The organism is Curtobacterium sp. MCBA15_005 (genome assembly GCF_001864855.1).
GTDB classification, from domain to species: Bacteria; Actinomycetota; Actinomycetes; order Actinomycetales; family Microbacteriaceae; genus Curtobacterium; species Curtobacterium flaccumfaciens.
The window spans coordinates 242,270-265,338 of sequence record NZ_MJGL01000003.1; the positions used below are offsets into that span (position 1 = coordinate 242,270).

General features: G+C 71.7%; 26 protein-coding genes and 1 tRNA gene. 15 read left to right on the top strand and 12 right to left on the bottom strand.

Going from position 1 to position 23,069, the window contains the following annotated elements:
• The first annotated feature begins 100 nt into the window (after positions 1-100).
• A complete protein-coding gene (locus BIU89_RS02365) occupies positions 101-1,285 on the top strand; it encodes an MFS transporter (RefSeq protein WP_254791461.1) in 1,185 nt (394 codons plus the stop codon).
• 9 nt (positions 1,286-1,294) lie between these two features.
• On the opposite strand, the gene BIU89_RS02370 is transcribed toward BIU89_RS02365, so the two are convergent.
• On the bottom strand, positions 1,295-1,477 hold the full coding sequence (locus tag BIU89_RS02370; RefSeq protein WP_071244640.1) for a helix-hairpin-helix domain-containing protein: 183 nt from the start codon (positions 1,475-1,477) through the stop codon (positions 1,295-1,297).
• A gap of 73 nt (positions 1,478-1,550) precedes the next feature.
• Here BIU89_RS02370 and BIU89_RS18350 point away from each other — a divergent pair, with 73 nt between their 5' ends.
• The 4 genes from BIU89_RS18350 (at position 1,551) to BIU89_RS02385 (ending at position 3,831) form a co-directional block, all read left to right on the top strand.
• Positions 1,551-1,697, top strand: a complete 147-nt coding sequence (locus tag BIU89_RS18350) for a hypothetical protein (protein ID WP_175474959.1) — start codon at positions 1,551-1,553, stop codon at positions 1,695-1,697.
• A gap of 73 nt (positions 1,698-1,770) precedes the next feature.
• Positions 1,771-1,995, top strand: coding sequence for a hypothetical protein (locus BIU89_RS02375; RefSeq protein ID WP_071244641.1), 225 nt, complete (start codon positions 1,771-1,773; stop codon positions 1,993-1,995).
• Between the two features lie 42 nt (positions 1,996-2,037).
• The gene (locus BIU89_RS02380) at positions 2,038-2,532 is read left to right on the top strand and encodes a hypothetical protein (protein ID WP_071244642.1); all 495 of its coding nucleotides are present in this window, start codon (positions 2,038-2,040) and stop codon (positions 2,530-2,532) included.
• Between the two features lie 246 nt (positions 2,533-2,778).
• On the top strand, positions 2,779-3,831 hold the full coding sequence (locus BIU89_RS02385; RefSeq protein WP_071244643.1) for a BLUF domain-containing protein: 1,053 nt from the start codon (positions 2,779-2,781) through the stop codon (positions 3,829-3,831).
• 3 nt (positions 3,832-3,834) lie between these two features.
• On the opposite strand, the gene BIU89_RS02390 is transcribed toward BIU89_RS02385, so the two are convergent.
• The 7 genes from BIU89_RS02390 to BIU89_RS02420 form a co-directional block, all read right to left on the bottom strand.
• On the bottom strand, positions 3,835-4,335 hold the full coding sequence (locus BIU89_RS02390; RefSeq protein ID WP_254791463.1) for a GNAT family N-acetyltransferase: 501 nt from the start codon (positions 4,333-4,335) through the stop codon (positions 3,835-3,837).
• 30 nt (positions 4,336-4,365) lie between these two features.
• The gene (locus tag BIU89_RS02395; RefSeq protein WP_139178756.1) at positions 4,366-4,599 is read right to left on the bottom strand and encodes a DUF4190 domain-containing protein; all 234 of its coding nucleotides are present in this window, start codon (positions 4,597-4,599) and stop codon (positions 4,366-4,368) included.
• A gap of 35 nt (positions 4,600-4,634) precedes the next feature.
• Positions 4,635-5,273, bottom strand: coding sequence for a DUF1345 domain-containing protein (locus BIU89_RS02400; RefSeq protein ID WP_027465558.1), 639 nt, complete (start codon positions 5,271-5,273; stop codon positions 4,635-4,637).
• Positions 5,274-5,324: 51 nt separating this feature from the next.
• A complete protein-coding gene (locus BIU89_RS02405) occupies positions 5,325-6,500 on the bottom strand; it encodes a zinc-dependent alcohol dehydrogenase (RefSeq protein ID WP_071244645.1) in 1,176 nt (391 codons plus the stop codon).
• Positions 6,497-6,949, bottom strand: coding sequence for a hypothetical protein (locus tag BIU89_RS02410; protein WP_071244646.1), 453 nt, complete (start codon positions 6,947-6,949; stop codon positions 6,497-6,499). Before BIU89_RS02410 ends, BIU89_RS02405 begins: the two co-directional genes overlap by 4 nt.
• 303 nt (positions 6,950-7,252) lie before the next feature.
• Positions 7,253-8,908 carry a catalase gene (locus tag BIU89_RS02415; protein WP_071244647.1) on the bottom strand — a complete coding sequence of 552 codons (1,656 nt, stop codon included), beginning with the start codon at positions 8,906-8,908 and terminating at the stop codon, positions 7,253-7,255.
• A gap of 122 nt (positions 8,909-9,030) precedes the next feature.
• Positions 9,031-9,774 (bottom strand): HpcH/HpaI aldolase family protein, encoded by a 744-nt coding sequence (locus BIU89_RS02420; RefSeq protein ID WP_071244648.1) that lies wholly within the window; start codon positions 9,772-9,774, stop codon positions 9,031-9,033.
• Positions 9,775-10,029: 255 nt separating this feature from the next.
• Between BIU89_RS02420 and BIU89_RS02425 the strand changes: the two genes are divergently transcribed.
• The 3 genes from BIU89_RS02425 to BIU89_RS02435 all read left to right on the top strand — a co-directional run bounded on the left by BIU89_RS02425 (position 10,030) and on the right by BIU89_RS02435 (position 12,362).
• Complete coding sequence (locus BIU89_RS02425; protein WP_071244649.1) at positions 10,030-10,623, top strand: HdeD family acid-resistance protein; 594 nt, start codon at positions 10,030-10,032, stop codon at positions 10,621-10,623.
• Positions 10,624-10,697: 74 nt separating this feature from the next.
• Positions 10,698-10,913, top strand: coding sequence for a hypothetical protein (locus BIU89_RS02430; protein WP_139178758.1), 216 nt, complete (start codon positions 10,698-10,700; stop codon positions 10,911-10,913).
• A 66-nt stretch (positions 10,914-10,979) separates the two neighbouring features.
• Entirely contained in the window at positions 10,980-12,362 is a 1,383-nt protein-coding gene (locus BIU89_RS02435; RefSeq protein WP_071244651.1) for a hypothetical protein, read from the top strand.
• 82 nt (positions 12,363-12,444) lie between these two features.
• On the opposite strand, the gene BIU89_RS02440 is transcribed toward BIU89_RS02435, so the two are convergent.
• Entirely contained in the window at positions 12,445-12,651 is a 207-nt protein-coding gene (locus tag BIU89_RS02440; protein ID WP_027465565.1) for a hypothetical protein, read from the bottom strand.
• Between the two features lie 133 nt (positions 12,652-12,784).
• On the opposite strand from BIU89_RS02440, the gene BIU89_RS02445 reads away from it, so the two are divergent.
• A tRNA-Gly gene (locus BIU89_RS02445) sits at positions 12,785-12,856 on the top strand.
• A gap of 284 nt (positions 12,857-13,140) precedes the next feature.
• On the opposite strand, the gene BIU89_RS02450 is transcribed toward BIU89_RS02445, so the two are convergent.
• From BIU89_RS02450 to BIU89_RS02460, 3 genes are read right to left on the bottom strand one after another with little or no spacing between them, the layout of a single operon-like run.
• A complete protein-coding gene (locus BIU89_RS02450; protein ID WP_071244652.1) occupies positions 13,141-13,410 on the bottom strand; it encodes a DUF6510 family protein in 270 nt (89 codons plus the stop codon).
• Positions 13,410-14,201: a ferredoxin reductase gene (locus BIU89_RS02455; RefSeq protein WP_083404115.1), complete on the bottom strand. Its 792-nt coding sequence runs from the start codon at positions 14,199-14,201 to the stop codon at positions 13,410-13,412. The genes BIU89_RS02450 and BIU89_RS02455 overlap by 1 nt, the downstream gene beginning before the upstream one ends.
• On the bottom strand, positions 14,198-14,791 hold the full coding sequence (locus tag BIU89_RS02460) for a molybdopterin-dependent oxidoreductase (RefSeq protein ID WP_071244653.1): 594 nt from the start codon (positions 14,789-14,791) through the stop codon (positions 14,198-14,200). The genes BIU89_RS02455 and BIU89_RS02460 overlap by 4 nt, the downstream gene beginning before the upstream one ends.
• 236 nt (positions 14,792-15,027) lie before the next feature.
• Here BIU89_RS02460 and BIU89_RS02465 point away from each other — a divergent pair, with 236 nt between their 5' ends.
• The 6 genes from BIU89_RS02465 to BIU89_RS02490 are packed head-to-tail and all read left to right on the top strand — an operon-like array spanning position 15,028 to position 23,056.
• On the top strand, positions 15,028-16,629 hold the full coding sequence (locus tag BIU89_RS02465; protein WP_071244654.1) for an ABC transporter substrate-binding protein: 1,602 nt from the start codon (positions 15,028-15,030) through the stop codon (positions 16,627-16,629).
• Positions 16,626-17,654: an ABC transporter permease gene (locus BIU89_RS02470; RefSeq protein WP_071244655.1), complete on the top strand. Its 1,029-nt coding sequence runs from the start codon at positions 16,626-16,628 to the stop codon at positions 17,652-17,654. Before BIU89_RS02465 ends, BIU89_RS02470 begins: the two co-directional genes overlap by 4 nt.
• Entirely contained in the window at positions 17,651-18,538 is an 888-nt protein-coding gene (locus BIU89_RS02475) for an ABC transporter permease (protein ID WP_071244656.1), read from the top strand. The genes BIU89_RS02470 and BIU89_RS02475 overlap by 4 nt, the downstream gene beginning before the upstream one ends.
• The gene (locus tag BIU89_RS02480; protein WP_071244657.1) at positions 18,535-20,322 is read left to right on the top strand and encodes a dipeptide ABC transporter ATP-binding protein; all 1,788 of its coding nucleotides are present in this window, start codon (positions 18,535-18,537) and stop codon (positions 20,320-20,322) included. Before BIU89_RS02475 ends, BIU89_RS02480 begins: the two co-directional genes overlap by 4 nt.
• Positions 20,319-22,415, top strand: a complete 2,097-nt coding sequence (locus tag BIU89_RS02485) for a CocE/NonD family hydrolase (RefSeq protein WP_071244658.1) — start codon at positions 20,319-20,321, stop codon at positions 22,413-22,415. Before BIU89_RS02480 ends, BIU89_RS02485 begins: the two co-directional genes overlap by 4 nt.
• Positions 22,412-23,056, top strand: a complete 645-nt coding sequence (locus BIU89_RS02490; protein ID WP_071244659.1) for a TetR/AcrR family transcriptional regulator — start codon at positions 22,412-22,414, stop codon at positions 23,054-23,056. Before BIU89_RS02485 ends, BIU89_RS02490 begins: the two co-directional genes overlap by 4 nt.
• Positions 23,057-23,069 lie beyond the last annotated feature (13 nt).

Here is a 23,069-nt window from a genome sequence, read left to right on the forward strand (position 1 = left end):
TCGTCCATGCTGCCAGGCGGATGAGGTGTCCCACGAGTGCAGCCAGCGTTGAACACGCCCGGCGTTGGCGATCCGGCCCGTGGTCAGCCAAGGTGAGCACGTGACCGCCCTGTCGACGACCACGCCCCCTCGGCTCGCTCCGCTGTACGCCGCGGGGTTCGTGACCGCCTTCGGGGCGAACGGCATCGCCGCGGCGGTCGGTGGCGAGCACCTCGAACTCGGCCTGACGCTCGCGTGGCTGGGGCTCTTCCTGGCGCTCTACGACGTCGCCGAACTCGTCCTCAAGCCGGTCTTCGGCGCACTGTCCGACCGCATCGGCCCGCGACCGGTGATCGTCGGCGGACTCGTCGTCTTCGCGGCAGCTTCACTCATCGGCGTCTTCGGAACCGGTCCGTTCTGGCTCGGCCTCGCGCGTCTGCTGCAGGGTGCCGGCGCCTCCGCGTTCTCGCCGGCATCGTCCGCAGCGGTCGCCCGCCTCGTTCCGGCACACCGTCGCGGGACGTACTTCGGTCGGTACGGCTCGTGGAAGGGTCTCGGCTACGCCGGGGGACCGGTCATCGGTGCACTCGTGGTGCAGTTCGGCAGCACGCGGTGGCTCTTCGGGATCCTCGTCGTGATGGCCATCGTGACGGCGGTGGCGGTGCTCGTCGCCGTCGAGCCGATCATGCCCCTGCCCCGGCAGCGGGCCACGCTCGCCGTGATGGTCCGAGCTGCCACGGACCGCCAGTTCCTGATCCCGGTCGTCGTCCTGGCCGTCGGCAGCGCTGCGATCGGCGCGCTGACCGGGATGCTCCCGGCGCTCGGTACCGAGGTCGGCATCCCGCTCCTGGTGTCGACGCTCGCGGTCGCCGTCCTCGCGGTGACGTCGTCGCTCGTGCAGCCCGTCGCCGGTCGACTGCACGACGCCGGGCGTCTCGGCACCGGGGTGGCGGGTGTGGCCGGGACGGCCGCGGTGGCCGCTGCGTTCCTGGTGGTCGCCGTCGCGCCCTCGGCGGTGGCCGTCTTCATCGCGGCCCTGCTCGCCGGAGCCGGTGTCGCCACGCTGACACCCGTCGCGTTCGCGCACCTCGCCGGCACGACACCGCCCGAGCGGCTCGGGCGGACCATGGGCTCAGCGGAGCTCGGGCGTGAGACCGGGGACGCCGTCGGACCGCTCGTCGTCGGTGGTGTGGGCAGCGCGATCGGGCTGCCGTTCGGGTTCGCGGCGTTCGCGGTGGTGGCGCTGGTCGGGACGCTCGTGGCATCGCGATTGCCGTCGGCGGCTACTGCCCGGCAGGACACGTAGCCCATCGACTCAGCGGCCCGCTTCGGCCTCGAGCGCTTCCCTGAGCCGTCGGAGCGCCGTCGGTCCGACTCCGTGCAGCCGCGCGAGTTGATCGACACCGACGCGGCGGACGTCGGCGAGCGTGTGCACTCCGGCGGCCTGGAGCGCCCTCGTCGCCGGTGCTCCGATGCGCGGAAGGTCGGTTCCGTCCATGTGTCAACGGTACGTGTCGGCGGTAGCGTGAGCCGCGGAACGGCCGCACAGGTCGGTCCGACGAGGAGGCACCATGAGGATCCTGAGCATCGTGGCACGGGGACTGGGCTGGTTGCTCACGACGGTCGCGAAGACGATGGGCGGGATGCGGGGCGCGAAGCCGTACACCGATTCGCACGCGGCGCAGGTCCCGCCACGTCGCGAGGACTACCGCCCGTAGATCGTTCGCGCCGGGCGACTGGTTGGATGGCTGCATGACGATCGCACCCGGGACGGCTCCACACCGGGGCGCAGTGGTCCTGCTCACCGTGCTGGTGATCGCCTCGTGGACGGCTGCCGTCGTGGTGCCGGTGCTCACGCTTCGGCTGCTCCTGGGCGTCGATGCGCCGCACGACCGGCTGGTGACGATCGTTTTCGCATCGTTCCTGACCTTCGCGTTGCTGGCAGGCGGGCTGACCGTGGGACTGGTCGTCCTCCGCCGATCGCGCAGTGCCGGGGCGCGTCAGCCGTCACCGTAGGATCGTTGAGCCGCATCCAGCGGAACGACGGGGGAGCACCTGATGGAACAGCACACCGAACCGCGCACGCGACCACGGGTCGTCACGATCGCCGTGGCGCTCTGGTGGGCGTCCGTCATCGTCAGCCTCGTGGCCGCGGCGCCCGGCATCGTCGTGTCCATGCGCGAAGCCGGCGGCGCGATCATCGGTGCTTCGCTCGGGCTCCTCTTCGTCCTCGCCTGGTCGGCACTGTTCGTGTGGCTGGCGACGCGGATGGGACGAGGCTCCGGGAACGCGCGACTCTGGCTCGCCATCATCGCCGGGCTGACTGCCTGCAGCGAAGTGATCACCATCGCCACCGACGGCGTGGGCTGGAACCTCGTCGACACCGTTTGCGTCGTCGTCGCCGCGGTGCTCAGCTACCTGCCCAGTGCCCGTCCATTCTTCCCGCGCGAGGAACGACGCTCGCGAGCAACGGAACCCCGCACCATCGGGTGGGACCCGACGACGGGCGAGCGCATCGTCGAGGCGCCCCCTTCGGGCGACCGCGCGAACTGAAGCGAACCCCCAGGAACAGCCAGAGAACGCCCGTTCCCCATTGTGGGGGTACCGCCGGACTCGGCCAGATGGTTCCATTCAGAGGTCGGCATCCTCCGGGTGCCGCTCAGCCACGGACCGTCTTGCGTCGCAGTGAAGGTGGTCACCGCTGGTTACGGTGGCCACGAGGTGCCGTCGAGTCGATTCGGGTTCGACACGGCGGCGCCTCCCACACACCGGGGGACCGTCCGACCAGGAAGCAGCACCATGCGATCGCTCGTCTACACCAGCACCCAGACCCGTCCGATCACGGATTCCGAACTCGCCCAGATCCTGGCGGTCGGTCGCGAGAAGAACACCCGGCTCGGCGTCACCGGCATGCTCGCGCACCGCGACGACAACTGCATCGGGATCATCGAGGGCGAGGACGACGTCGTCCGGGAGCGCTTCGACCAGGTCCGAGCCGACCCGCGACACACGAACGTCCGGGTGCTGCTCGACGAGCCGATCACCCAGCGCTCGTTCCCGGACTGGTCGATGGCGTTCCAGTCCCTCGACCCGCTGATGCACGACGTTCCGGGGTTCAGCGACCTGTTCAGCCCGGGTCGCCCGACCCACCCGGCGTTCGGGGCCTCCCGCGCTCGCGCACTCCTGGACTGGTTCCGCAAGCACCCGCTGGCACCACTGACGAACCAGAACGCCGCGGACGAGGAAGTCCCGCGCACGCGGGCGATCAACGGTGCGATCGCCGTCCTCCACGACGGCGGACTCTCACGCTTCTCGCTCGAGGGCGTCGCGTCCCGGTCGGGGATGCGGCAGGCCGAGATCCTCGAGCTCTTCCCCTCCGAGCACGCACTGCTGGCCGCCGCGGTGATGCGGTGGACCCGCGCGGTGTCGGCACCGCTGCTGCCGCTCGCCGGTGAGAAGGGCACGGTCGCGTTCCTGCACGCGCTGCTCTCCGCCCACGCCGAGGACCCGTCCCTCATGCGCCTGATCGCCGCGACGCTCGCCATCTCGACCGACCCGTCGACCGACGGCGCCGACTACTACCGGTCCGCGTACCTGCAGTTCCGCGAGACCGTCCGCACCGCGCTGCAGGAAGACGTCCGCGCCGGCCGCGAACCGGCGACGATGGACCCGATCCGAGGTGCGCAGCAGCTGCTCGCCCTCTACGACGGCATCCGCCTGCAGGCGCTGCTGACACCGGACACCGACGTCGTCGACGCGTTCGACCGTGCCGCCGCACGGATGCGCCGCGGCTGGTCCGAGCAGTACGAGGAGACCACCGTGTGGGACATCTCCGCGCCGGCGGGGGACTGACGTTCAGCGCACCAGACGCACGGTCCGGGGGATGGGTCCGAACGCCGACTCCGCACCGTCGGGTGCGAACCCGTTGCGCCGGTAGAAGGCGTGCGCCCGCGGGTTGTCCGCGGCCACCCACAGCGACGCCGGACGATCGGCGAGCACGGTGTCGAGGAGTGCCTGGCCGGCTCCGGTCCCGTGCGCACGAGCCAGGACGTAGAGCGTCGTCAGCTCCTCGGGGCGGACGGCATCCGGCTCGGGAGTCGACTGCGCCGCGGCGAACCCCACGACACCGGTGCTGTCCAGGGCGACCTGGACGACTCCTCGGGCGCCAGGAATCGCGAGCGTCGACCGCCACATGTCGACCCGGCGACCCGCGTCGAACCACGGGCTCGTGTCCGGGTCGTCGACGAACCGACCGTACGTCTCTCGCCACGACACCGTGTGCACGTGGGCGATCGCATCCGCATCGGCGGGCGTCGCCGGCCGGATCAGCGTCGAGACGTCGTCATCGTTCCCCACTCGGTCAGGGTAGCGACCGGCGTCCGGTGCTCAGAGCTGGAGGTCCAGGTCGAAGGACCCCGCACCGCCGAGGAACAGCGGCACGATGACCCCGAACAACGTCAGCGTCGCCCCGATCAGGATCGCCGCGAACGCGATGCCGTCGCCCCGCTCACCGGTCAGTCGCACGTCGCGGAGCGCGATGAACCCGACGACGAGACCGCCGATCGGTGCCACGAACGCGGGGGCGCTCGGCGCGGTCTGGTCAGGAGCGAGGTCGGTCACGTCGGCCAGCCTCGGGTCGACGAGGATCCCTCCGCTCACCCCTGACCGAGGTTCGTCACCAGGTTGATCGCGACCGCGATCAGCACCGTCCCGAAGAAGTACGACAGCAGCGCGTGCGGCAACGCCTTCCGCCGGGTCTCGCTGTCGTCCGGCTCGACCTCTGGTGCCGCGTACGACATGCCGATCGTGAAGGCGAAGTAGGCGAAGTCGCTGTAGGTCGGCCGCCCGTCCTGCTTGACGTCGAACCCACCGCCCCGGTGGTCGAGGAAGAACATCCGGGCGTACTTCAAGGCGTAGACCGTGTTGACCAGCGCCCACGCCACCATCGTGCCGAGCACACCCAGGATGACCGCCGCGACCGAGGCCGGATCTCGCGCCTGGCTGGCTTCGCTCAGCGCCAGGACGACGGCGGCGAGACTCGCGAAACAGGCCACGATGAGCGCGTTGTCACTGACCCGTGTCTCGGACTCCTCCCGGGCGAGACGCTCGGTGCCGTCGGCGTCCTGGCGCCAGCACTTGTGCCAGACCTGGACCAGCGCGATCAAGCCGGCCGTGCACCAGGCCGCGAGCGGCCCGAGGGACGGAGCCCCGGTGAAGGTCAACGCGACCCCGACCAGGACCCCGATCCCCGCGATGACGAGCGCCCGGCGCGTGGAGAGTATCCGGTCGTTCATCGGCGTGCCTTCACGATCGTTCCTTCCTCCTGTCCGCTGAGTGGTCGGTCGTCACACGCCGGGGGTGAAGACGGCCCGGACGCAGCCGTCGTCCTTGTTCTTGAACATCTCGTACCCGCGCGGCCCTTGCGACAGTGGCATCACGTGCGTGGCGAGGTGCTCGGTGCTGATCTCGCCCGCGGCGATGCGGTCGAGGATCATCGGGATGTAGCGGTGTCCGTGCTGCTGGGCGCCGCGGACCGTCATGCCCTTGTTCATGATCGCGCCGAACGGGAACTTGTCGACGAGCCCACCGAACACCCCGAGCGAGAACAGGCTGCCGCCCTTCCGGCACGCGTAGATCGCCTCGCGCAGGGCGGTCGGCCGGTCGGTCTGCAACCGCAACTGCTGCTTGGCCTGGTCGTACAGGTACAGCGGTCCGGTGCCGTGCGCTTCCATGCCGACGGCCTCGATGCACACGTCGGGACCCCGACCGCCGGTGCGTTCCTTGAGTTCCGGGAGCACGGCGTCGCTGGTGTACTCGAGCGTCTCGGCACCGATGTGCTCGCGCACCTGTCGCAGCCGTTCGGGCAGACGGTCGATCACGATCACCTGCTCGGCGCCGAGGAGCATCGCCGCACGAGCGGCCATCTGGCCCACACCACCGGCGCCCCACACTGCGACGGTGTCACCCGGTGCGATCCCGGCCAGGTCGGCTCCGGTCCAACCGGTGGGTGCGGCGTCGGAGGCGAACAGGGCGGCCGTGTCGGACACGCCGTCGGGGACCGTGAACGCCCCCTGGTCGGCGTAGGGCACGCGGACGTACTCGGCGTGGCTGCCCGCGAACCCGCCGAGCGCGTGGCTGTAGGCGAAGCAGCCGCCGATCGACGACCCCCACATCGCCTCGGTCAAACCCGGGTTCGGGTTGCCGTTGTCGCAGAGTGAGAACTGCCCGTGGGTGCAGTACCAGCACTGCCCGCAGGCGATGAACGAGCAGACGACGACCCGGTCGCCCACCTTGTGCTTCGTGACGGCCGAACCCGTCTCGACGACCTCGCCCATGAACTCGTGCCCCAGGACGTCACCGGATCGCATGGTCGGGATGTACCCGCCGAGCAGGTGCAGGTCCGAGCCGCAGGTGGTGCTCAGACGCACCTTCAGGATCACGTCGTGATCGTTGAGGATCTTCGGGTCCTCCACCGTCTCCACCGCGGTCTCGTTGACCCCGGTCCAACAGAGCGCCTTCACAGCACACCCTCCTCGTTGCTCCGTTTCGTCGCCACGTCCACCAACGCGCCGGTGGGTGTGGCCTTCCGTCGGCCGTGGGGGACCGGATCCACCCGGAGCACCTCGCCGACCTCGATGAGTTGCTTCGCCTCACGCAGAGCGGCCCGCAGCCGACCCCGTGGGTCCGGGCCGCCGCCTCGGAACCGGGCACGGAGCTCGGTGCCACGATCGCCGGGCGCGGGACGGGCCTCCACCTCGACGTCCTGCCCGAACGCCGTGAGCGGCGCGGGGATCCGCCCGCCTGGCAGCACCGCGTCCTGCCCGCGGTTCACCGTGACCGCGTGCCAGCCGGAACGCGGTTCGGCCAGCACCTTCCGTGCGGGCCCGGGTGCGCCGCGTCGGCGGCGCGAGACGACGACGCCGACGGCAGCCGTGACCATCGCAGCGGCGGCGAGGTTCCGGGCCCTCATCGTGGTGTCCCAGCGAGGAATCGGTGGGCAGCGGACGCGTTCGCGCCCCACCGCCGGGGATTCGTGTGTTCCATCGCGGCCTCCATGAGTCGCATCGGTGCGGATCAACGGGACGGGAGCGACGACCGCGCGATCGTGCCGGTCGGGACCACGGAGTCGCTCCTGTCGATCCACGATGAGCGTGGCCTCCCTGGCGCCGTCCCTGGTTGTCCGCGATGCGCTGCGGCAGGTGACGGGAGCGAGACGGACGGGAGGCCCGGTACCAGCTGGCACCGGGCCTCCCGTCCGTCCTGGGGTCGCGTCTCAGACGCGCACAGCGCGTTCGTCGGGGACGCAGTGCGTCATCGTCAGGCCCTCGACGTCGCGGGAGCCGTTGTGGCCGAGGTTCGCCAGGCGGGTGAGCTCGTCGTCGCTGAGCGTCTGGGACTGCAGCGGGGGCAGGTCCTTGACCTCGTCGAGGGCGATGCCGAGCCCCTCGCCGACACGACGACCCAGGTCGTCCTCGACAATGTAGAAGTGCCAGAGCATGCGCTCCTGCACCGGACGGGATGCCTGCGAGATGAGGTCGACGAAGTTCGCGACGAGGTCGTCGCGCTCCCAGTCCTGCAGGAGCAGGTACCGCTGGCCGGCCTGGGTGTAGTCGTTCGTCCGGGGGATCCGCTTGCGGGTGAGGCGCCCGACGATCTCCGGCCCCTGGTCGTCGTGGGTCGGGTACTCCGCCTCGCGCAGACCACCGGTGATCGACGGCTCGTAGTTGACGTGCGGGTTCTCGCCGCCGTGGTCCTGGTGGTACGCCATCTGTCCGTCGCGCTGGTTGGTCGCGACGGCGCCGTTCTTCGGGGCGTTCACCGGCAGCTGCAGGTAGTTCGGGCCGACCCGGTAGCGCTGCGTGTCCGAGTACGAGAACGTGCGGCCGACGAGCATCTTGTCGTCGGAGAAGTCCAGGCCGTCGACGAGCACGCCGGTGCCGAACGACAGCTGCTCGTTCTCGGCGAAGTGGTTCGTGACGTTGCGGTTCAGGACCATCTTTCCGACGGGCTTCGGCGGGAACTCGTTCTCCGGCCACACCTTCGTGTCGTCGAGCGGGTCGAAGTCGAGCTCCGGGTGCTCGTGGTCGTCCATGAGCTGCACGCGGAGCTCCCACTCGGGGTACTCACCACGCTCGATCGCCTCGTACAGGTCCTTCGACGCGTGCCCGAGGTCGCCGGCCTGCACAGCGGCGGCGTCGGCCTCGGTCATCGACGACACGCCCACCGACGGGATCCAGTGGTACTTGACGAGCTTGGTGTCGCCGTCCGCGTTCACCCACTTGTAGGTGTTCACGCCGAAGCCCTGCTGGGTGCGGTAGTTCGCGGGGATGCCGCGTGGGCTGAACAGGTTGACGAGCATGTGCATCGACTCGGGGGTCTGCGACATGAAGTCGAAGATGCGCGCCGGCTCCTGCCGGAAGGTCACAGGGTCGGGCTTGAGGGAGTGGATGACGTCGGGGAACTTGATGGCGTCGCGGATGAAGAAGACGCCGAGGTTGTTGCCGACGAGGTCCCAGTTGCCGTCCTCGGTGTAGAACTTCACGGCGAAGCCGCGCGGGTCGCGGGCGGCCTCAGAGGAGTCACGGCCGCCGATCACGGTGGAGAACCGGATCGCCAGGTCGGTGCGCTTGCCGGGCTCCTGGAACAGCTTCGCGCGGGTGTACTGGGCGATGGGCTCGTCACCCCACGTGCCGGTGGCCTCGAAGTACCCGAAGGCGACGGCACCGCGGGCGTGCACGACGCGCTCCGGGATCCGTTCGCGGTCGAAGTGGCTGATCTTCTCGAGGAACTGGTAGTTCTCGAGCGTCGCCGGGCCACGGGCTCCGACGGTGCGCTGGTTCTGGTTGTCGTAGACGGGGTGGCCCTGACGGTTCGTCAGGATGCGGCGGTCGTCGCCCTCGGCGGGCGGTTGGCTGGAGACGTCGGTCATCTCTCGTCCTCTCTGCGGTCGCGGTCGGCTCGGGTTCCTGACCGAGTGTGGACCGGGGCACGGGCACACCCTCCCAGCGGCGCCGAGGACGCGGACGAGGGCCGGTCGCCGCTGGCGGCCCGTCAGTACGAGGTGCGACCGGTGGCTGCGGCACCGAGCACCGCGGCCGCACCGTGGGCGAGCAGGGTCCCGTCGGTGACGACGGCGACGCGGTCGAACCCGAGCGCGCGGAGCCGTTCGGCGCGGGCCAGGTCGCCGGCGAAGGCGCCGGTGTGCTTGCCCGCGCGGCGGGCTGCGGCGACGATCGCGGGGAGTGCGCCGTCGTCGTGCAGCAGTGCGTCCAGCTCGATGCCCAGTCCGATCGACAGGTCGAAGGGGCCGACGAACACCGCCGAGACGCCCGGGACCGCCAGGATCTCCTCGGCGGCACCGAGACCCTCGGGTGTCTCGAGCATCACCCACACCTCGGGGTCGGCAGCGGCGGCGGACGGTGCCGCGCCGCCCCAGAGTCCTGCCATCGGCCCCCAGCTCCGTCGGCCGCGCGGTGGGTAGTGCGCGGCACGGACGGCGTGCTCGGCCTCCTCGACGGTCTCGATCATCGGAACGATCACGATGTCGGCGCCGAGGTCGAGCGCACGGCCGATCGCGGCGTCCGAGCCCTCGGCGACCCGGACGGCGACGGGGACCTGCGGTGCGACCGCGGCCAGCGCCGGCATCGTCGCCAGGAGCGTGGCGTTGTCGAAGGCGCCGTGCTGGGCGTCGAGACCGAGCCAGGCGAACCCGTTCTGCGCGATCTGCGCGGTGGTGCGGGGTTCGCCGAGGGTGCACCACACACCGTCGGCGCGGCCGTCTCCGAGTGCTGGCACCGTGGTCCTCCGTCTGGTCTACCGGCGCGATCGCCGGCAGTTCGTCCTCTGGCGCGTCAGGCTACCGTCCACGGAGCGCTCGTCGCTCGTCCGCCGGGGCTGGGCCGTGGCCTCATGCGCACGCATGGGACATGGACAACTGCTCACCTTCGGGTGTAGTCCTGTGCGCAGGACGCACTGCACGGGCGGTCACAGGTCGCCAGCACCAACCAGCACCACAGCACCAGTCGGGACCTGCAGGGAGGTCGGACGGACATGCGTGACGAAGGTGACGTCGGCCAGCAGACGGGCTCGCGTCCGCCGGGCGGCGACGGAATCCGGTGGGCGTTCGGGATCGTCGGCGCAGTGGGCGTGCTCGCCGGACTGGCTGCGATCGTCCTGCCCCACGCGACGCTGTTCGCTGTGTCGTGGGTCTTCGGGATCTACTTGGTCGTGTCTGGAGCGGCGCTGGTCGTCCGGGGGGTCCAGGTGCACCCTCGGGTCTGGTGGCGTCAGGCCGGGCTGGTGGTCCTCGGGGCGCTGGTGGTCGCCGGCGGCGTCGTCGCGATCGTGTTCCCGCCGATCGGGGCGCGGTGGGTGGCGCTGCTGCTCGGGTTCGCCTGGATCCTCGAGGGCATCGCGCTCGTCTACGCCCCGTGGGTGGGCCGCCGGCCGTTGACCGTGGTGCTCGCCGTGCTCAGTGTGCTGAGCGGCATCCTGGTGATGAACCTGCCAGGTCTCGGCGCGCTGGTGACGGTGGCCGCGGTGGGGAGCGTGCTCATCGTGTTCGGTGTCGTCCAGCTCGTCGTCGCGTTCAGCTGGCCGCGTCCGGAGGAGGATCGGGCCGGCGTTCCGATCCCTGGCCCCTGATGCTCGCCGTGCGGTGGGAGCAACAGGGACCGAAGTCCTGGGTGGCGCGCGACCACGGGACCAGCCTGGGGCTCGTGCTGCACGTGCGTGAGCGGTTCCTGGCGTTCGACCAGGACGACCGGCCGCTCGGGAGCGCAGCGTCCCTGGCGGCGGCTCAGCAGCTCGTCGCCGGTGCCGTCCGCTCGAGTGCCCCGGCGCGGCGGGACACCGTCGCGGTCGTGCTGTCGGTGCTCGCGGCGCTGACCGTCGGGGGAGCGGCCGTCGTGCTCGCCGCCCGCGCCCTGATCTGAACGGCGATCATCGGCGGCGAGGCGGACCGGCGCACGCACGCCGGGTGCACCGGTACCGTTGCGTCCGTGAACGACGACCCCGATGCCGCCATCGCCCAGCACGTCCACGACGCCTGGGACGGTTCCCTGCGCCTGGTGCACATCACGATCTCGGACGAGGACGGTGACGCCTACCCCGGGCAGGACGTCGACCGGTGGGTGATCGACGTCCGCGTCCCGATCACCGACGACGACGAGACCGAGGCGGTGTCCGTCGCCGAGGTCACCGCGTTCACGAGCCGTGCACCGGAGTCGCTCGAGGCACTGGTGCTCGGCTACCAGGTCTCCGACGTCGCCGGGTCCTTCGCGTCCGCCGTCGCCGCGCAGGACGCGACGGAGGAGACGTTCTTCTCGCTGCAGACCCACGCCGCCGAGATGCTCGGCAAGCCCGACCTGCTCGCCGTCGACCGGCTCACGGTCCGTCCCGCGTACCGGGAGCTGCCCGGACTGGTGCCGGCGATCGTCGACGCCGTCCGCCACGGACCGGCCGGGCGCACCGCTTCGTGGGTGCTCACGGACCCGATGGTGTGGGACGTGCCGTTCGGCGAGGACGACCGGTCAGCCGGCGCGTTCGTGCAGTGGGCCGACACCGCGGTGCTCACCTCGATGAACGCCGCGCCGGACGACCTGGAACGCCTGTCGCTCGTGCCGCCGGCCGGTGGCATCGTGATGGGGTCCCGGTCGGACGAGGTGCACCTCGGCGACGCGATCGACCACGCGATGACGCAACCGGCGATCGCGGTGCCGTTCGACCTGCCGCCGAAGCTCCCCGCCAGCATCTGGGCCGCCGCGCCCGAGGACGTCCACGGCGTGCACCCGGACGAGACCACGGGGTCGATCACGGTGGAGACGCACGACGAACAGCTCGAGGTCGTCGGTTCGCCCGGCACCGCACCGCAGCTCGTGGGGATCTCGGCCTCGGCCGACGCCGCGACCCAGGAGTGGCTCCGCACCGTGCACCAGCGCTGGTGGCAGTACGAGCCGGACCTGCACGCCCGCATCCACGACGTCGTCGACGAGTACCTGTCCACCGGGCACATCGAGTCGGCGTCGGACGAGCTCGCCGGGCACCTGCACGCCCCCGACCTGCCGCCGTACCGGACGGAGTGGCCGGGCACCGGCACCGTCCTGCTCGAGGAGCTCGGCGAGGACACCGAGCCCATCGTCTTCGACGCCGTGCTCGAGGACGGCACACGGCACGAGCACATCGGCGTGGTCGTCGTGCACGAGTCCGGACACGTCCGTGCGTTCCTGCACGACGAGTGGGAGCCCGGGTTCCCGGCCGCGGAGGCCGCGGTCGCGCACCTCATCAGCCTGGGTGCCGGCGAGTTCTTCGCGGACGCCCTGCACGACGAGCTGTCCGCGGGTGTCGAGCACGCGATCCTGACGGGTGACGTCCGCGGCCACTGACGGCCGGGCGTACACGCCACATGGCCCGGCGGCACACGGCCCGGGCGCACCCGGATCGGTCAGCCCAGCCGGACCCGCCGGTTCAGACCGGGCGGTAGATCGCGATCGGCGGGGTGTCGTCGTCGCCCGCGTCGTGGGCATCGCCCGTCGCGAGCCAGGTGCGGCCCTCGTGCTCGATCGTGGTCGGCAGGTCGCCGTGCACCAGGATCCGGATCGCGGGGGCGTCGCCGTCGACCAGGTCGACGCCGTGGGCCTCGGTCCCGCCGGGATTGTCGTGCACGTAGCTCATGGTCCGATCGAACTCCGTCGACCTGACGGACCGCCCGCGCCGCGCCGGACACGCCCGGAACCTTCACCGGAACCGGTGATGCCGCCCTTCTTCGGGTAGAGTCATCTCCGCACGGCCAGGACGGCGTGTGAATGCGGATGTGGCGCAGTGGTAGCGCATCACCTTGCCAAGGTGAGGGTCGCGAGTTCGAATCTCGTCATCCGCTCAGAACAGGAAGACCGGAACCCCCGTCGCTCGGAAGAGCGGCGGGGGTTCCGTCGTTCGGGGGCGTCGCAGCACCGGAGGCGTGGGGGCCCGGCGGGCGCAGGCTTCGGGTACCCGCGCCCGCCGGGCGCGGAGGCGACCCTGCCCCCACTGGCACGCGCCGGGTGGGTGGCCCGGCGCAGTTCCGAGGATGTATCCGGAGCCGTCCCCCGTTCGGGTGGGAACCGGATCCAGGGTTGCGGGAAGCCGCAAGAAACCCGTACGACCCGCCGCTCGAGCCTTGCGCTACTCGATGCCGTCCGGTACCGGCGACGACATCGTGCGGGCGCCGGGCAACCCGACCCACCGCCGGGCCCCGGATTCCACGACCGTGACGAGCACCGTGCCGCACCCGCGGCAGCGCGCCACCGACCCCATGGCGGTGCGGTAGACGGTGGTCTGCCCGAGCACCCCGAGCGACCCGCACCCGGCGCAGCGCAGGGCGACCACGGTCGGCTCGGGTCCCAGAGTGTCGGCCAGCGTCCCCGCCAGTGCGTTGCCGTCCACGACGACCATCAGTTGCCCCCGAACCGTTCGGCACGGACGTCGCTCGTGTCGTGTCCGAGCTCGGTGAGCCAGCGCAGCACCTGCTCGACGAACGGCGTCGACCCGCACACGTAGACCAGGGCACCCGCGTCCGGCGGGAACACCGCGGCAGCGAGCGCGTCCCGCGTCAGCCGGCCGGCCGGCACGGACGAGCCTGGAGGCGCGGTGCGGCTGTACACGTGGGTCACCCCGAGCGGTGCCCGGCTCGCGAGCGCCTGGTCGAGTTCCGCACGGAAGAACACGTCGTCCGGTGTGCGGACGGCCGCGAGGAGCCGGAAGGGCGCCGGGTCGTCCGCCTCGGCGTGGGCGGTCACCATCGCGACGAGCGGCACGATGCCGGAGCCGCCGGCGATGAGCTGCACCGGACGGGTGGACTCGCCCGGCCGCCAGACGAACCAGCCGCCCAGGGGTCCGTGGACCTCGAGCGCGTCGCCGACCTCGACGGCGTCGACGAGGAACGGCGAGACCTCGCCGCCGTCCACCCGGTCGACCGCGAGCACGACGTCGGTCGCGGGGCCGGCCGACGCGATGGAGTACGAGCGCTGTGCCTGATAGCCGTCCTCGGCGGTCAGCCGAAGGTCCAGGTGCTGCCCGGGGTCGTTGCCCGGCCAGGTGGGGACGTCGAGGACGATCCGCCTCGCGTTCGTCGTCTCGCGGCCGACGGACGCGACGGTGGCGGCGTGCCAGGCCGGCCGCCTGCGCGTGGCGGGACGAGCGACGGGGGTGATCCGTGCCTCCAGGCCGGTGTCGGGGAGCGTCACCAGTACCGCTCTTCCTTCCACGGGTCGCCGTGCAGGTTGTAGCCCGCGTTCTCCCAGAAGCCGGGTTCGTCGTCGGACTGCATGACGATGCCGCGCACCCACTTGGCGCTCTTCCAGAAGTACAGGTGGGGCACCAGCAGGCGGGCGGGCCCGCCGTGCTCGGGCGTCAGGGGCTCGCCGTCGGCCTCGAACGCGATCCAGGACTTGCCGTCGAGCAGCTCGTCGAGCGGGACGTTGGTCGTGTACCCGCCGTAGCTGTGCACCATGCAGTATTCGAGTTCGGTCTCGACTTCCTCGAACAGGCGGTCGAGCGGGACACCCCGCCACGGCATGTCGAGCTTGGTCCAGTGCGTGACGCAGTGGATGTCGACGGTGACGTCCTCGACGCCGAGCGCGTGCACCTCGTCCCAGGTCCACTGGTGCAGGCCGGACTCGGTGCGGATCGAGAAGGCCCAGTCGGTCGGCTCGATGTCGGGCGTCGCCCCGGCGGACAGGACGGGCCAGTCGCGGACCAGGGTCTGACCGGGCGGGATGCGGGTGTCGTCGCGGTCGTCGCGTCGACCGCCGAACCCGCGGGTGAACGTGGCCATGGTCCTCCTCGTCGGACGTCGGTGCGTTCCCGATCATGCCGCGAACCGGGCGCGCCCGTGTAACGGGTTGGTAAACGTTCCACGTGTGGACGGAACGGTCGTGCGCGGCGGCGGATCCGCGTGGGCTCGCCGATCGGGTCGGACGCGGTGGTGACCCGCGCGTCGGGAGCGGGCTTGGGGGATCGGCCCGGGACCTCTATCGTTCACCGGAACGATTACAGGAGGGGTCACCCCGAATGCAGCCCATCGTCCCCGAACCCCGAGGCGCCCACGGTCCGAGCCGTCGGGCGCTCATCACCGGCGCCGCCGGTCTGGCCGGCCTCGGCCTGCTCACCCTCGCCGGATGCAGCTCCGGCGCGTCCGCCGGCACCCCCACGATCCCCGAGGCCGCGGCCACCGGTGTCGCCCGTCGCGGCGGACGCCTGCGCATCGCACGGCCCGCCGCGTCCGCCGCCGAGACCCTCGACTCCGCGAGCTCGCTGTCGGCCTACGAGTACCTCGGCGCGCTGTACAACCGGCTCGTCAAGCTCGACCAGCAGGGCACCCCGGTGCCGGACCTGGCCGAGGAGTGGTCCGCGAACGCCGACGGCACCGAGTGGACCTTCGCGCTCCGCCGGGGCGTGGTCTTCCACGACGGGTCCCGGTTCACCGCCGACGACGCCATCGCGAGCATCCGGCACATCCTCGACGAGAAGACCGGCAGCCCGCAGGCCGGGGTGCTCGGCGAGGTCATGGACGCCGACTCGATGCGCGCCGTCGACCCGTACACGCTGCGTTTCTCGCTGACGAAGCCCAACGCCGAGTTCCCGTCGCTGCTCACCGCCTACCAGTGCTACATCGTGCCGGCCGACGCCATCGCCGACATCGGCCGCACCGGGATCGGGACGGGGCCGTTCCGGCTGTCGTCGTTCACCCCCGCCGGTGCCGGCAGCGTCGAGGCGTTCCCGGACCACTTCGCCGGCCGCCCGGCACTCGACGGCATCGACTTCTACTCGATCCAGGACACCACAGCGCGGGTGAACGCCCTGCTCGCCGGGCAGATCGACCTCATCTCGCAGACGAACCTGGACTTCGCGACCGCTCGGGTGGTGTCGGCGTCCGACCGCGCCACCGTCGCCCGGTCGAAGAACGCCCAGTGGTACACGATCCCGATGCTCGCCACGAGTGACGAGTTCAGCGACCCGCGGGTGCGCCAGGCGATGAAGCTCGCCTACGACCCCTGGAAGATCGTCGACACCGCGCTGCAGGGCACCGGTTCGGCAGGCTGGGACAACCCCGTGCCGCCGCAGCTCGCCGCGTTCGTCGACGACCACCGCGAGTACGACCCGGACAAGGCCCGGGCGCTGCTCAAGCAGGCCGGGCGTGCGGACTTCCGCGCCGCGATCTACACGTCGAGCTACGAGTCGGTGTTCACCCCGATGGCCGTCGCCTACCGCGACGCCGTCGCCGATGCGGGCATCCGTCTGACCGTCCGCAACGCCAGCTCGGACTCGTACTACACGCAGATCTGGATGCAGAAGCCGCTCATGGTGAGCTACTGGTTCACGGGGCGGCCGATCGACCAGCTGCTCAACCAGATCTTCCGCTCGGGGTCGTCGTACAACGAGAGCGCCTGGTCGAACGAGACCTTCGACGGGCTGCTCGACGACGCCCGCGCCGAGATGGACGACGCCAAGCGGCTCACCCTGTACCAGGACGCCCAGCGGCTCGTCGTCGAGGACGGTGCCGACATGACGCCGATGTTCGGCGACCGGCTCGTGGGGTTGTCCCGCGACGTCGTGAACTACTCGGAGTACGGCTTCGAGTTCGACTACCTGCGGATCGGACTGCGCCGATGACGACCACGAACACGCCGTCGGACGTCCTCGTCCCCGTCCTCCGCCGCGTCGGCATCGCCGTGCTGACCGTGGTGCTCGCCTCGCTCTTCGTGTTCCTCGCGGTGCAGGCGCTCCCCGGCGACGTCGCCCAGCAGCTGCTCGGGCAGAACGCCACCCCCGACGCCGTCAAGCAGCTGCGCGAGACCCTCGGCCTCGACCAGAACGTCTGGCTCCGCTACCTGCAGTGGCTCGGTGGCGCGGTGCACGGCGACTTCGGCACCTCCCTCGTCAGCGGCGAACCGGTCGCCCCGACGCTGTTCACGGCCTTCCGGAACAGCATGCTCATCGCCGTGCCCGCGATGCTCGTCGGCGTCACGGTGTCCCTGACGCTCGGGGTCGTCGCCGGTGTCCGCCGCGGCCGTCCGAGCGACAGGGTGATCTCGATCGTCAGCCTGGTCGTGATGAGCGTGCCGGAGTTCATGGTCGCCACCGTCCTGGTGCTGCTGTTCGCGATCGGCCTGCCGGTCTTCCCCGCCGTCGTGCTGCGGGGGAGCGACGCCACCGTCGCCGAGCTGCTGCCCACCATCTGGCTGCCGATCATCGTGCTGACGCTCGCGATGGCCGCCTACATCGTGCGGACGGCCCGCTCGTCGACCATCGACGTGATGGCGTCGGAGTTCGTCACGACGGCCGAGCTCAAGGGCCTGACGATGCGCCGGGTGGTGTGGAAGCACGCGGTCCCGAGCGCCCTGCTCCCGACGCTCAACGTCGTCGCGCTCAACGTCGCGTGGCTGCTCGGCGGTGTCGTGGTGGTCGAGAACGTCTTCAACTACCCGGGGATGGGCAAGCTCATGCTCGAGTCGGTGTTCAACCGCGACCTGCCCACCATCGAGGCGATCGCCCTGCTGAGCGCCCTGATCTACGTCGTGTGCAACCTGGCCGCCGACCTCGTCGCGCTCGCACTCGACCCGAAGCTGCGGACCCGCCAGCGACGACCGCGCACGCGCACCCGCAGCGCCCGCAGCACCAGGAAGGCCGCCGCATGACCGCCACCGCACCCCGCCGCCGCGTCGGACGCGACGTGCTCGCCGGCGCGCTCGCACCCCTGCGCGGGTCGACGGCGCTGAGCATCGGCCTCGGCCTCATCGCCCTGCACGTCGTCCTCGCCCTGCTCGCGCCGGTCATCGCCGGGCACGACCCGGTCGCCACGAACGCCGGCGACGTGCTCGCCGGTCCGACGTGGACGCACTGGCTCGGCACCGACCAGTACGGGCGTGACGTCCTCTCCCGCACCCTGAACGGCGGCCGGTACGCGCTGTCCGTGACCTTCCTCGCCACCACGATCGCCGTCGCGGTCGGCACCGTGCTCGGCTGCGTCACGGCCTACGCCGACAACTGGTTCGACGAGGTCGTCATGCGCGTCGTCGACGCCCTGCTCAGCGTGCCGTCGATCCTCGCGCTCCTGGTCGTCGTGACGGTCTTCGACGCCGGCCTCTGGGTCATCGTCCTCGCCGTCACGGTCGTCTACGCCCCCGCGGTGACCCGTGTCGTCCGCGGCGCCGCCCGCACCGTGATCACGCAGGACTACGTCACCGCGGCCCGCGCCCGGGGCGAGCGGCCGCTGTCGATCGTGTTCCGCGAGATCCTGCCGAACGTGCTCGACGTCGTGCTCGTCGAGTACGCGATGCGGGCCTCGTGGATCGTGCTCCTCGTCGCCTCGCTGTCCTTCCTGGGCTTCGGCGCGAACCCACCCACGCCGGACTGGGGCCTGATGGTGCAGGAGAACCGCACCGCGCTCACCGTGGTGCCGCTCGGCACGCTCGCCCCGATCGTGGCACTCGCAACGCTGGTGATCGGACTGAACCTCGCGGCCGACGGCCTGAGCAAGTCGCTCGGTGTCGACCGTGCCAAGCAGGGAGTCAGCGCATGACCCGCACCGACACCGGCACGACGTCCGCCGCGACGACGACCGTGCCCGACGCGATCGTCCGCGTCGACGACCTGTCCATCTCGTACGCCGCCGGCAAGCGGCGCGTCCCCGTCGTCCGGGGTGTCTCGTTCGCGATCGAGGCCGGTCGCACCCTGGGCCTGGTCGGCGAGTCCGGCAGCGGCAAGTCGACCGTCGCTCGGACGCTCCTCGCACACCTGCGCGCCGGGTCGGCGATCGACGGTGGGACGGTCCGCGTCGACGGGGCCGACGTCTTCGCCCTGTCGCCGGCCGGCCGCCGGGCGCTCCGCGGCGGCACCGCCTCGGTCGTCGCCCAGAACGCCGGGCAGGCACTCACCCCGTCGATGCGCGTCGGCGAGCAGATCCGCGAGGCCCTCCGCGCCCACGGCGAGCCCGACGGCCCCGAACGCGTCGCCGAGCTGGTGCGGCTGGTCCGGCTGCCGGACCCCGACGCGATCGTCCGTCGGTACCCGCACCAGTTGTCCGGCGGCCAGCAGCAGCGCATCGCCATCGCGATGGCCGTCGCCGCCCGGCCGCGCGTGCTCGTCCTCGACGAGCCGACCACCGCCCTCGACGTCGTCACCCAGGCCGCGGTCCTCGACCTGGTCGCCGACCTCGGTCGGCAGCTCGGCATGGCCGTTCTGCTCGTCAGCCACGACCTCGGGGTGGTGTCCGCCATGGCGGACGAGATCGCCGTGATGCGCGACGGCGAGGTCGTCGAGCACGCCGCCACGGCGGCGCTCTTCGCCGCTCCGCAGCACGACTACACGCGCGCCCTGCTGGCTGCGGTGCCGGACGGGCGACGGCCGGGAGGGACGGATCGCGACGCCCTGGACGCGACCGTCCCCGGGACGGTCGGCTCCACGGCCACCCGCACCGCGCCTCCCGAGCGCGCCGCCCGCCCCGTGGTGACCGCTGACGACCTGGTGATCCGCTACGGCCGCGGCCTGCCGGCCGCCGTCGACGGCGTCTCGTTCACGATCGCCGCGCACGAGACGCTCGCCGTCGTCGGCGAGTCCGGCAGCGGCAAGTCGACGCTCGCGACGGCGCTGGCCGGCCTGGTGCCTGCCGAGTCGGGGACGTTCACGTACGACGACGGCACGACCCGCGGCGACCTGCGCGAGCCGATCGCCGGTCGCGCGCCCGACCTGCGGCGCGCCGTGCAGCTGGTGTTCCAGAACGCGGACACGTCGCTCAACCCGCGGCGCACCGTGGGTGCCGCCGTCGCGCGGCCGCTCCGGCTGTTCAGCGGCTCGTCCTCGCGCGAGCGCGTGGGCGCCCTGCTCAGCCAGGTCGGGCTCGGGCCGGAGTTCGCCGACCGCCTGCCCGCGCAGCTGTCCGGTGGGCAGCGCCAGCGCGTCGGGATCGCGCGCGCACTCGCGGCCGAGCCGTCGCTCGTGATCGCCGACGAGATCACCACCGCGCTCGACGTGCAGGTGCAGGCGGGGATCCTCGCGCTGCTAGCCGACCTGCAGCGCGAACGAGGGCTCGCCTGCCTGTTCATCAGCCACGACCTCGCCGTGGTGCGGGGCGTGGCGGACCGGGTCGCGGTGATGACCGGTGGTCGGATCGTCGAGATCGGACCGACCGAGCGGGTGTTCACCGGCCCGAACCACCCGTACACGTCGACGCTGCTCGCGGCGACGCTCGAACCCGGCAGCACGACCCTGCCCGACGTCGGTGACGGCGTGCCGCGCTGGCGGCACGCCGACGGCTGGACCGACCACGGCGACGGACACCGCACCCGCAACTGGGAGGACGCATGAGCACCGACGACGGCACCGACCACGGCACCGCCGCCGCCACCTTCACCGCCATCGGCGACCCCGGCTCGCTGCCCGCGGGCGTGACGGTCCGCGACGAGTGGATCCCGATGCCCGACGGTGTGCGGCTGCACGCCCGGATCTGGGCACCGTCGCAGTCGCCGACGCAGCCGGGTGACCCCGGCGGCCCGACGCCGGTGCTGCTCGAGTACCTGCCGTACCGGCTCGACGACTGGACCGCACCACGCGACTCGGAGCGGCACCCCTGGTACGCCCAGCACGGGTACGCCTCGGTGCGGGTCGACATCCGCGGCACCGGTTCGTCCGACGGGTTCTTCGACGACGAGTACAGCGAGCAGGAGCTGCTCGACGGTGAGGCCGTGATCGCCTGGCTCGCCGAGCAGCCGTGGTCGACCGGCGCCGTCGGCATGTTCGGCATCTCGTGGGGCGGCTTCAACGCGCTGCAGCTCGCGGCCCGGGCACCCGCCGCGCTCAAGGCCATCGTGACGGTCTGCTCGACGGACGACCGGTACGACAACGACGTGCACTACGTCGGCGGCGCCGTGCTCGGCATCGACATGGCGGCCTGGGGCGCGACCATGTTCGCCTTCAACTCCCGGCCGCCCCGGCCCGAGGTCGTCGGCGCCGGGTGGATCGACCGCTGGCGGGAACGCCTCGAGGCGAACCGCCCGATGACGCCCGTGTGGCTGGCGCACCAGGAACGTGACGACTACTGGCGGCACGGCAGCGCGGCCGAAGACTACGACGGCATCCGCGCCGCGGTGCTCGCGGTCGGTGGCTGGGCGGACCCGTACCGGGACGCCGTGCTCCGGCTCGTCGACCACGTCAGCGCCCCCGTGAAGGGCATCGTCGGCCCGTGGTCGCACCAGTACCCGGACCGCGGCCTCGCGCCGGGTCCGTCGATCGGGTTCCTGCAGGAGACCCTGCGGTGGTGGGACCGCTGGCTGCTCGGGGTGGACACCGGCGTCGAGGACGACCCCGCACTGCGGGCCTGGATCAACGAGGGCGAAGCCCCCGCGCCGTACTACGCCGGTCGCCGCGGTCGCTGGATCGGTGCCGAGGCGTGGCCCTCCGCCGCGACCCACGAACGCGTCCTGCCGCTCGCCGCCCTGCGGGGCGGTGACCTCGGACCGGTCGTGGTGCGGTCGCCGCAGCACACCGGGGTGGACGCCGGTCGGTTCTTCCCGTTCGGCAACGCCACCGATCTGCCGCCGGACCAGCGCGCCGAGGACGGCCGGTCGGTCACCTTCGACCTGCCCGTCGGCAAGGCGTTCGACCTGCTCGGCAACGTGCTCGTGCGGTTGTCCGTCACGAGCGATGCGCCCCGGGCCACCCTGACCGTCCGGCTCTGCGACGTCGCACCGGACGGCTCGTCGACGCTCGTCACACGCGGGGTGCTGAACGCCGCGAAGCGCGACGGCATGGACCGCGACGACGTGCTCGTGCCCGGGGCGCCCGCCGAACTGCCCGTCCGCCTGGTCTCGACCGGACACCGGTTCGCCGCCGGACACCGGCTGCGCATCGCGGTCTCCTCGTCGTACTGGCCGTGGGTGTGGCCGCACGGCGTCGAGGCCACGGTGACGATCGACCCGACCGCCTCGAGCGTCACCCTGCCCACCTGGACCCGGTCGACCGACGACGGGGTCGTCTTCGCCGAGCCCGAACGGTCCGAGCCCCTCGTGATCGAGCGCGTCGCGCCGGCCGACCCGCTGCCGCAGCGCACGGTGACGCACGACGTCGAGACGGGGGAGTGGACGCTCGACGTCGACCCCGGGTACGGCGGCGGGCGCGTCTACCCGGACGGCCTCGTGTTCACCGAGGACGCCCGCGAGACGTACCGGATCCGCTCCGACGACCCGACCAGCGCACGGGCGAGTTCCCGCTGGGCGATCGGGCTGGCGAAGCCGGAGTGGGCCGCGCGCCTCGAGACGACCTCCGAGGTGACCGCCGACGCCGACACCTTCCACGTCGTCAACACCGTGCGCGCCTGGGCCCGCGACGGCGGACCCGACGAACCCGAGGTGCTCGTCACCGAGCGGACCTTCGTCGACGACGTCCCTCGGACGTCGGCGTGACCCCGGCGGCACGGGTCCGGCAGCGGCCGGAGGTCCGGCGCGCGATGATCGTCGAGGCCGCCCGCGCGGTGATCGTCCGGAACGGCGTCGGTGCCACGGGGCTGCGTGACATCGCGGCCGAGGCCGGCGTTTCCGTCGGCACCGTGACGTACCACTTCGGCAGTGTCGCGGAGATCCTCAACGAGGTCGTGGTGCTCGAGACGGAGCGCTTCTACGGCGCCATCGTCGCAGCGGTCGACGCCGAACCCGACGTGCTGGTGGGGCTGCGGATGCTCGTCGCCCCGCTGTTCGGCGACACCGAGCAGGTCCGGCAGCACTGGCGGATCTGGTCCGACTACTGGACCGCGGTGGTCCGGCGGCCCGAGGTCGCGGCCGAGTACGCCGAACGCATCCGCGTCTGGGAGGCGTGCCTGGTGCGGGTCATCCGGCGCGGGGTGGAGGCCGGGGTGTTCGTCGACGTCGACGCCGACACCGTCGCGCTGCAACTCGCCGCGTACAGCGACGGCGTCGCGACGCAGATCGCCCAGGGCGTCCCGGGGCTGACGAACACGGTCGCCCTGTCCTGGATGTGGCGGTTCCTGTCGCACGAACTCGGTGTGCCCGCTGTGGACATCGCCGGAACCGGTCGTTCCCCCTTGTGATGAGGTAAGGCTT

Coding starts and splice junctions, on each gene's coding strand:
- BIU89_RS02370 (WP_071244640.1), bottom strand. CDS start 1,477: ATGGACGGAACCGACCTTCCGCGCATCGGAGCACCGGCGACGAGGGCG.
- BIU89_RS18350 (WP_175474959.1), top strand. CDS start 1,551: ATGAGGATCCTGAGCATCGTGGCACGGGGACTGGGCTGGTTGCTCACG.
- BIU89_RS02380 (WP_071244642.1), top strand. CDS start 2,038: ATGGAACAGCACACCGAACCGCGCACGCGACCACGGGTCGTCACGATC.
- BIU89_RS02385 (WP_071244643.1), top strand. CDS start 2,779: ATGCGATCGCTCGTCTACACCAGCACCCAGACCCGTCCGATCACGGAT.
- BIU89_RS02400 (WP_027465558.1), bottom strand. CDS start 5,273: ATGAACGACCGGATACTCTCCACGCGCCGGGCGCTCGTCATCGCGGGG.
- BIU89_RS02410 (WP_071244646.1), bottom strand. CDS start 6,949: ATGAGGGCCCGGAACCTCGCCGCCGCTGCGATGGTCACGGCTGCCGTC.
- BIU89_RS02415 (WP_071244647.1), bottom strand. CDS start 8,908: ATGACCGACGTCTCCAGCCAACCGCCCGCCGAGGGCGACGACCGCCGC.
- BIU89_RS02425 (WP_071244649.1), top strand. CDS start 10,030: ATGCGTGACGAAGGTGACGTCGGCCAGCAGACGGGCTCGCGTCCGCCG.
- BIU89_RS02440 (WP_027465565.1), bottom strand. CDS start 12,651: ATGAGCTACGTGCACGACAATCCCGGCGGGACCGAGGCCCACGGCGTC.
- BIU89_RS02450 (WP_071244652.1), bottom strand. CDS start 13,410: ATGGTCGTCGTGGACGGCAACGCACTGGCGGGGACGCTGGCCGACACT.
- BIU89_RS02460 (WP_071244653.1), bottom strand. CDS start 14,791: ATGGCCACGTTCACCCGCGGGTTCGGCGGTCGACGCGACGACCGCGAC.
- BIU89_RS02465 (WP_071244654.1), top strand. CDS start 15,028: ATGCAGCCCATCGTCCCCGAACCCCGAGGCGCCCACGGTCCGAGCCGT.
- BIU89_RS02470 (WP_071244655.1), top strand. CDS start 16,626: ATGACGACCACGAACACGCCGTCGGACGTCCTCGTCCCCGTCCTCCGC.
- BIU89_RS02475 (WP_071244656.1), top strand. CDS start 17,651: ATGACCGCCACCGCACCCCGCCGCCGCGTCGGACGCGACGTGCTCGCC.
- BIU89_RS02480 (WP_071244657.1), top strand. CDS start 18,535: ATGACCCGCACCGACACCGGCACGACGTCCGCCGCGACGACGACCGTG.
- BIU89_RS02485 (WP_071244658.1), top strand. CDS start 20,319: ATGAGCACCGACGACGGCACCGACCACGGCACCGCCGCCGCCACCTTC.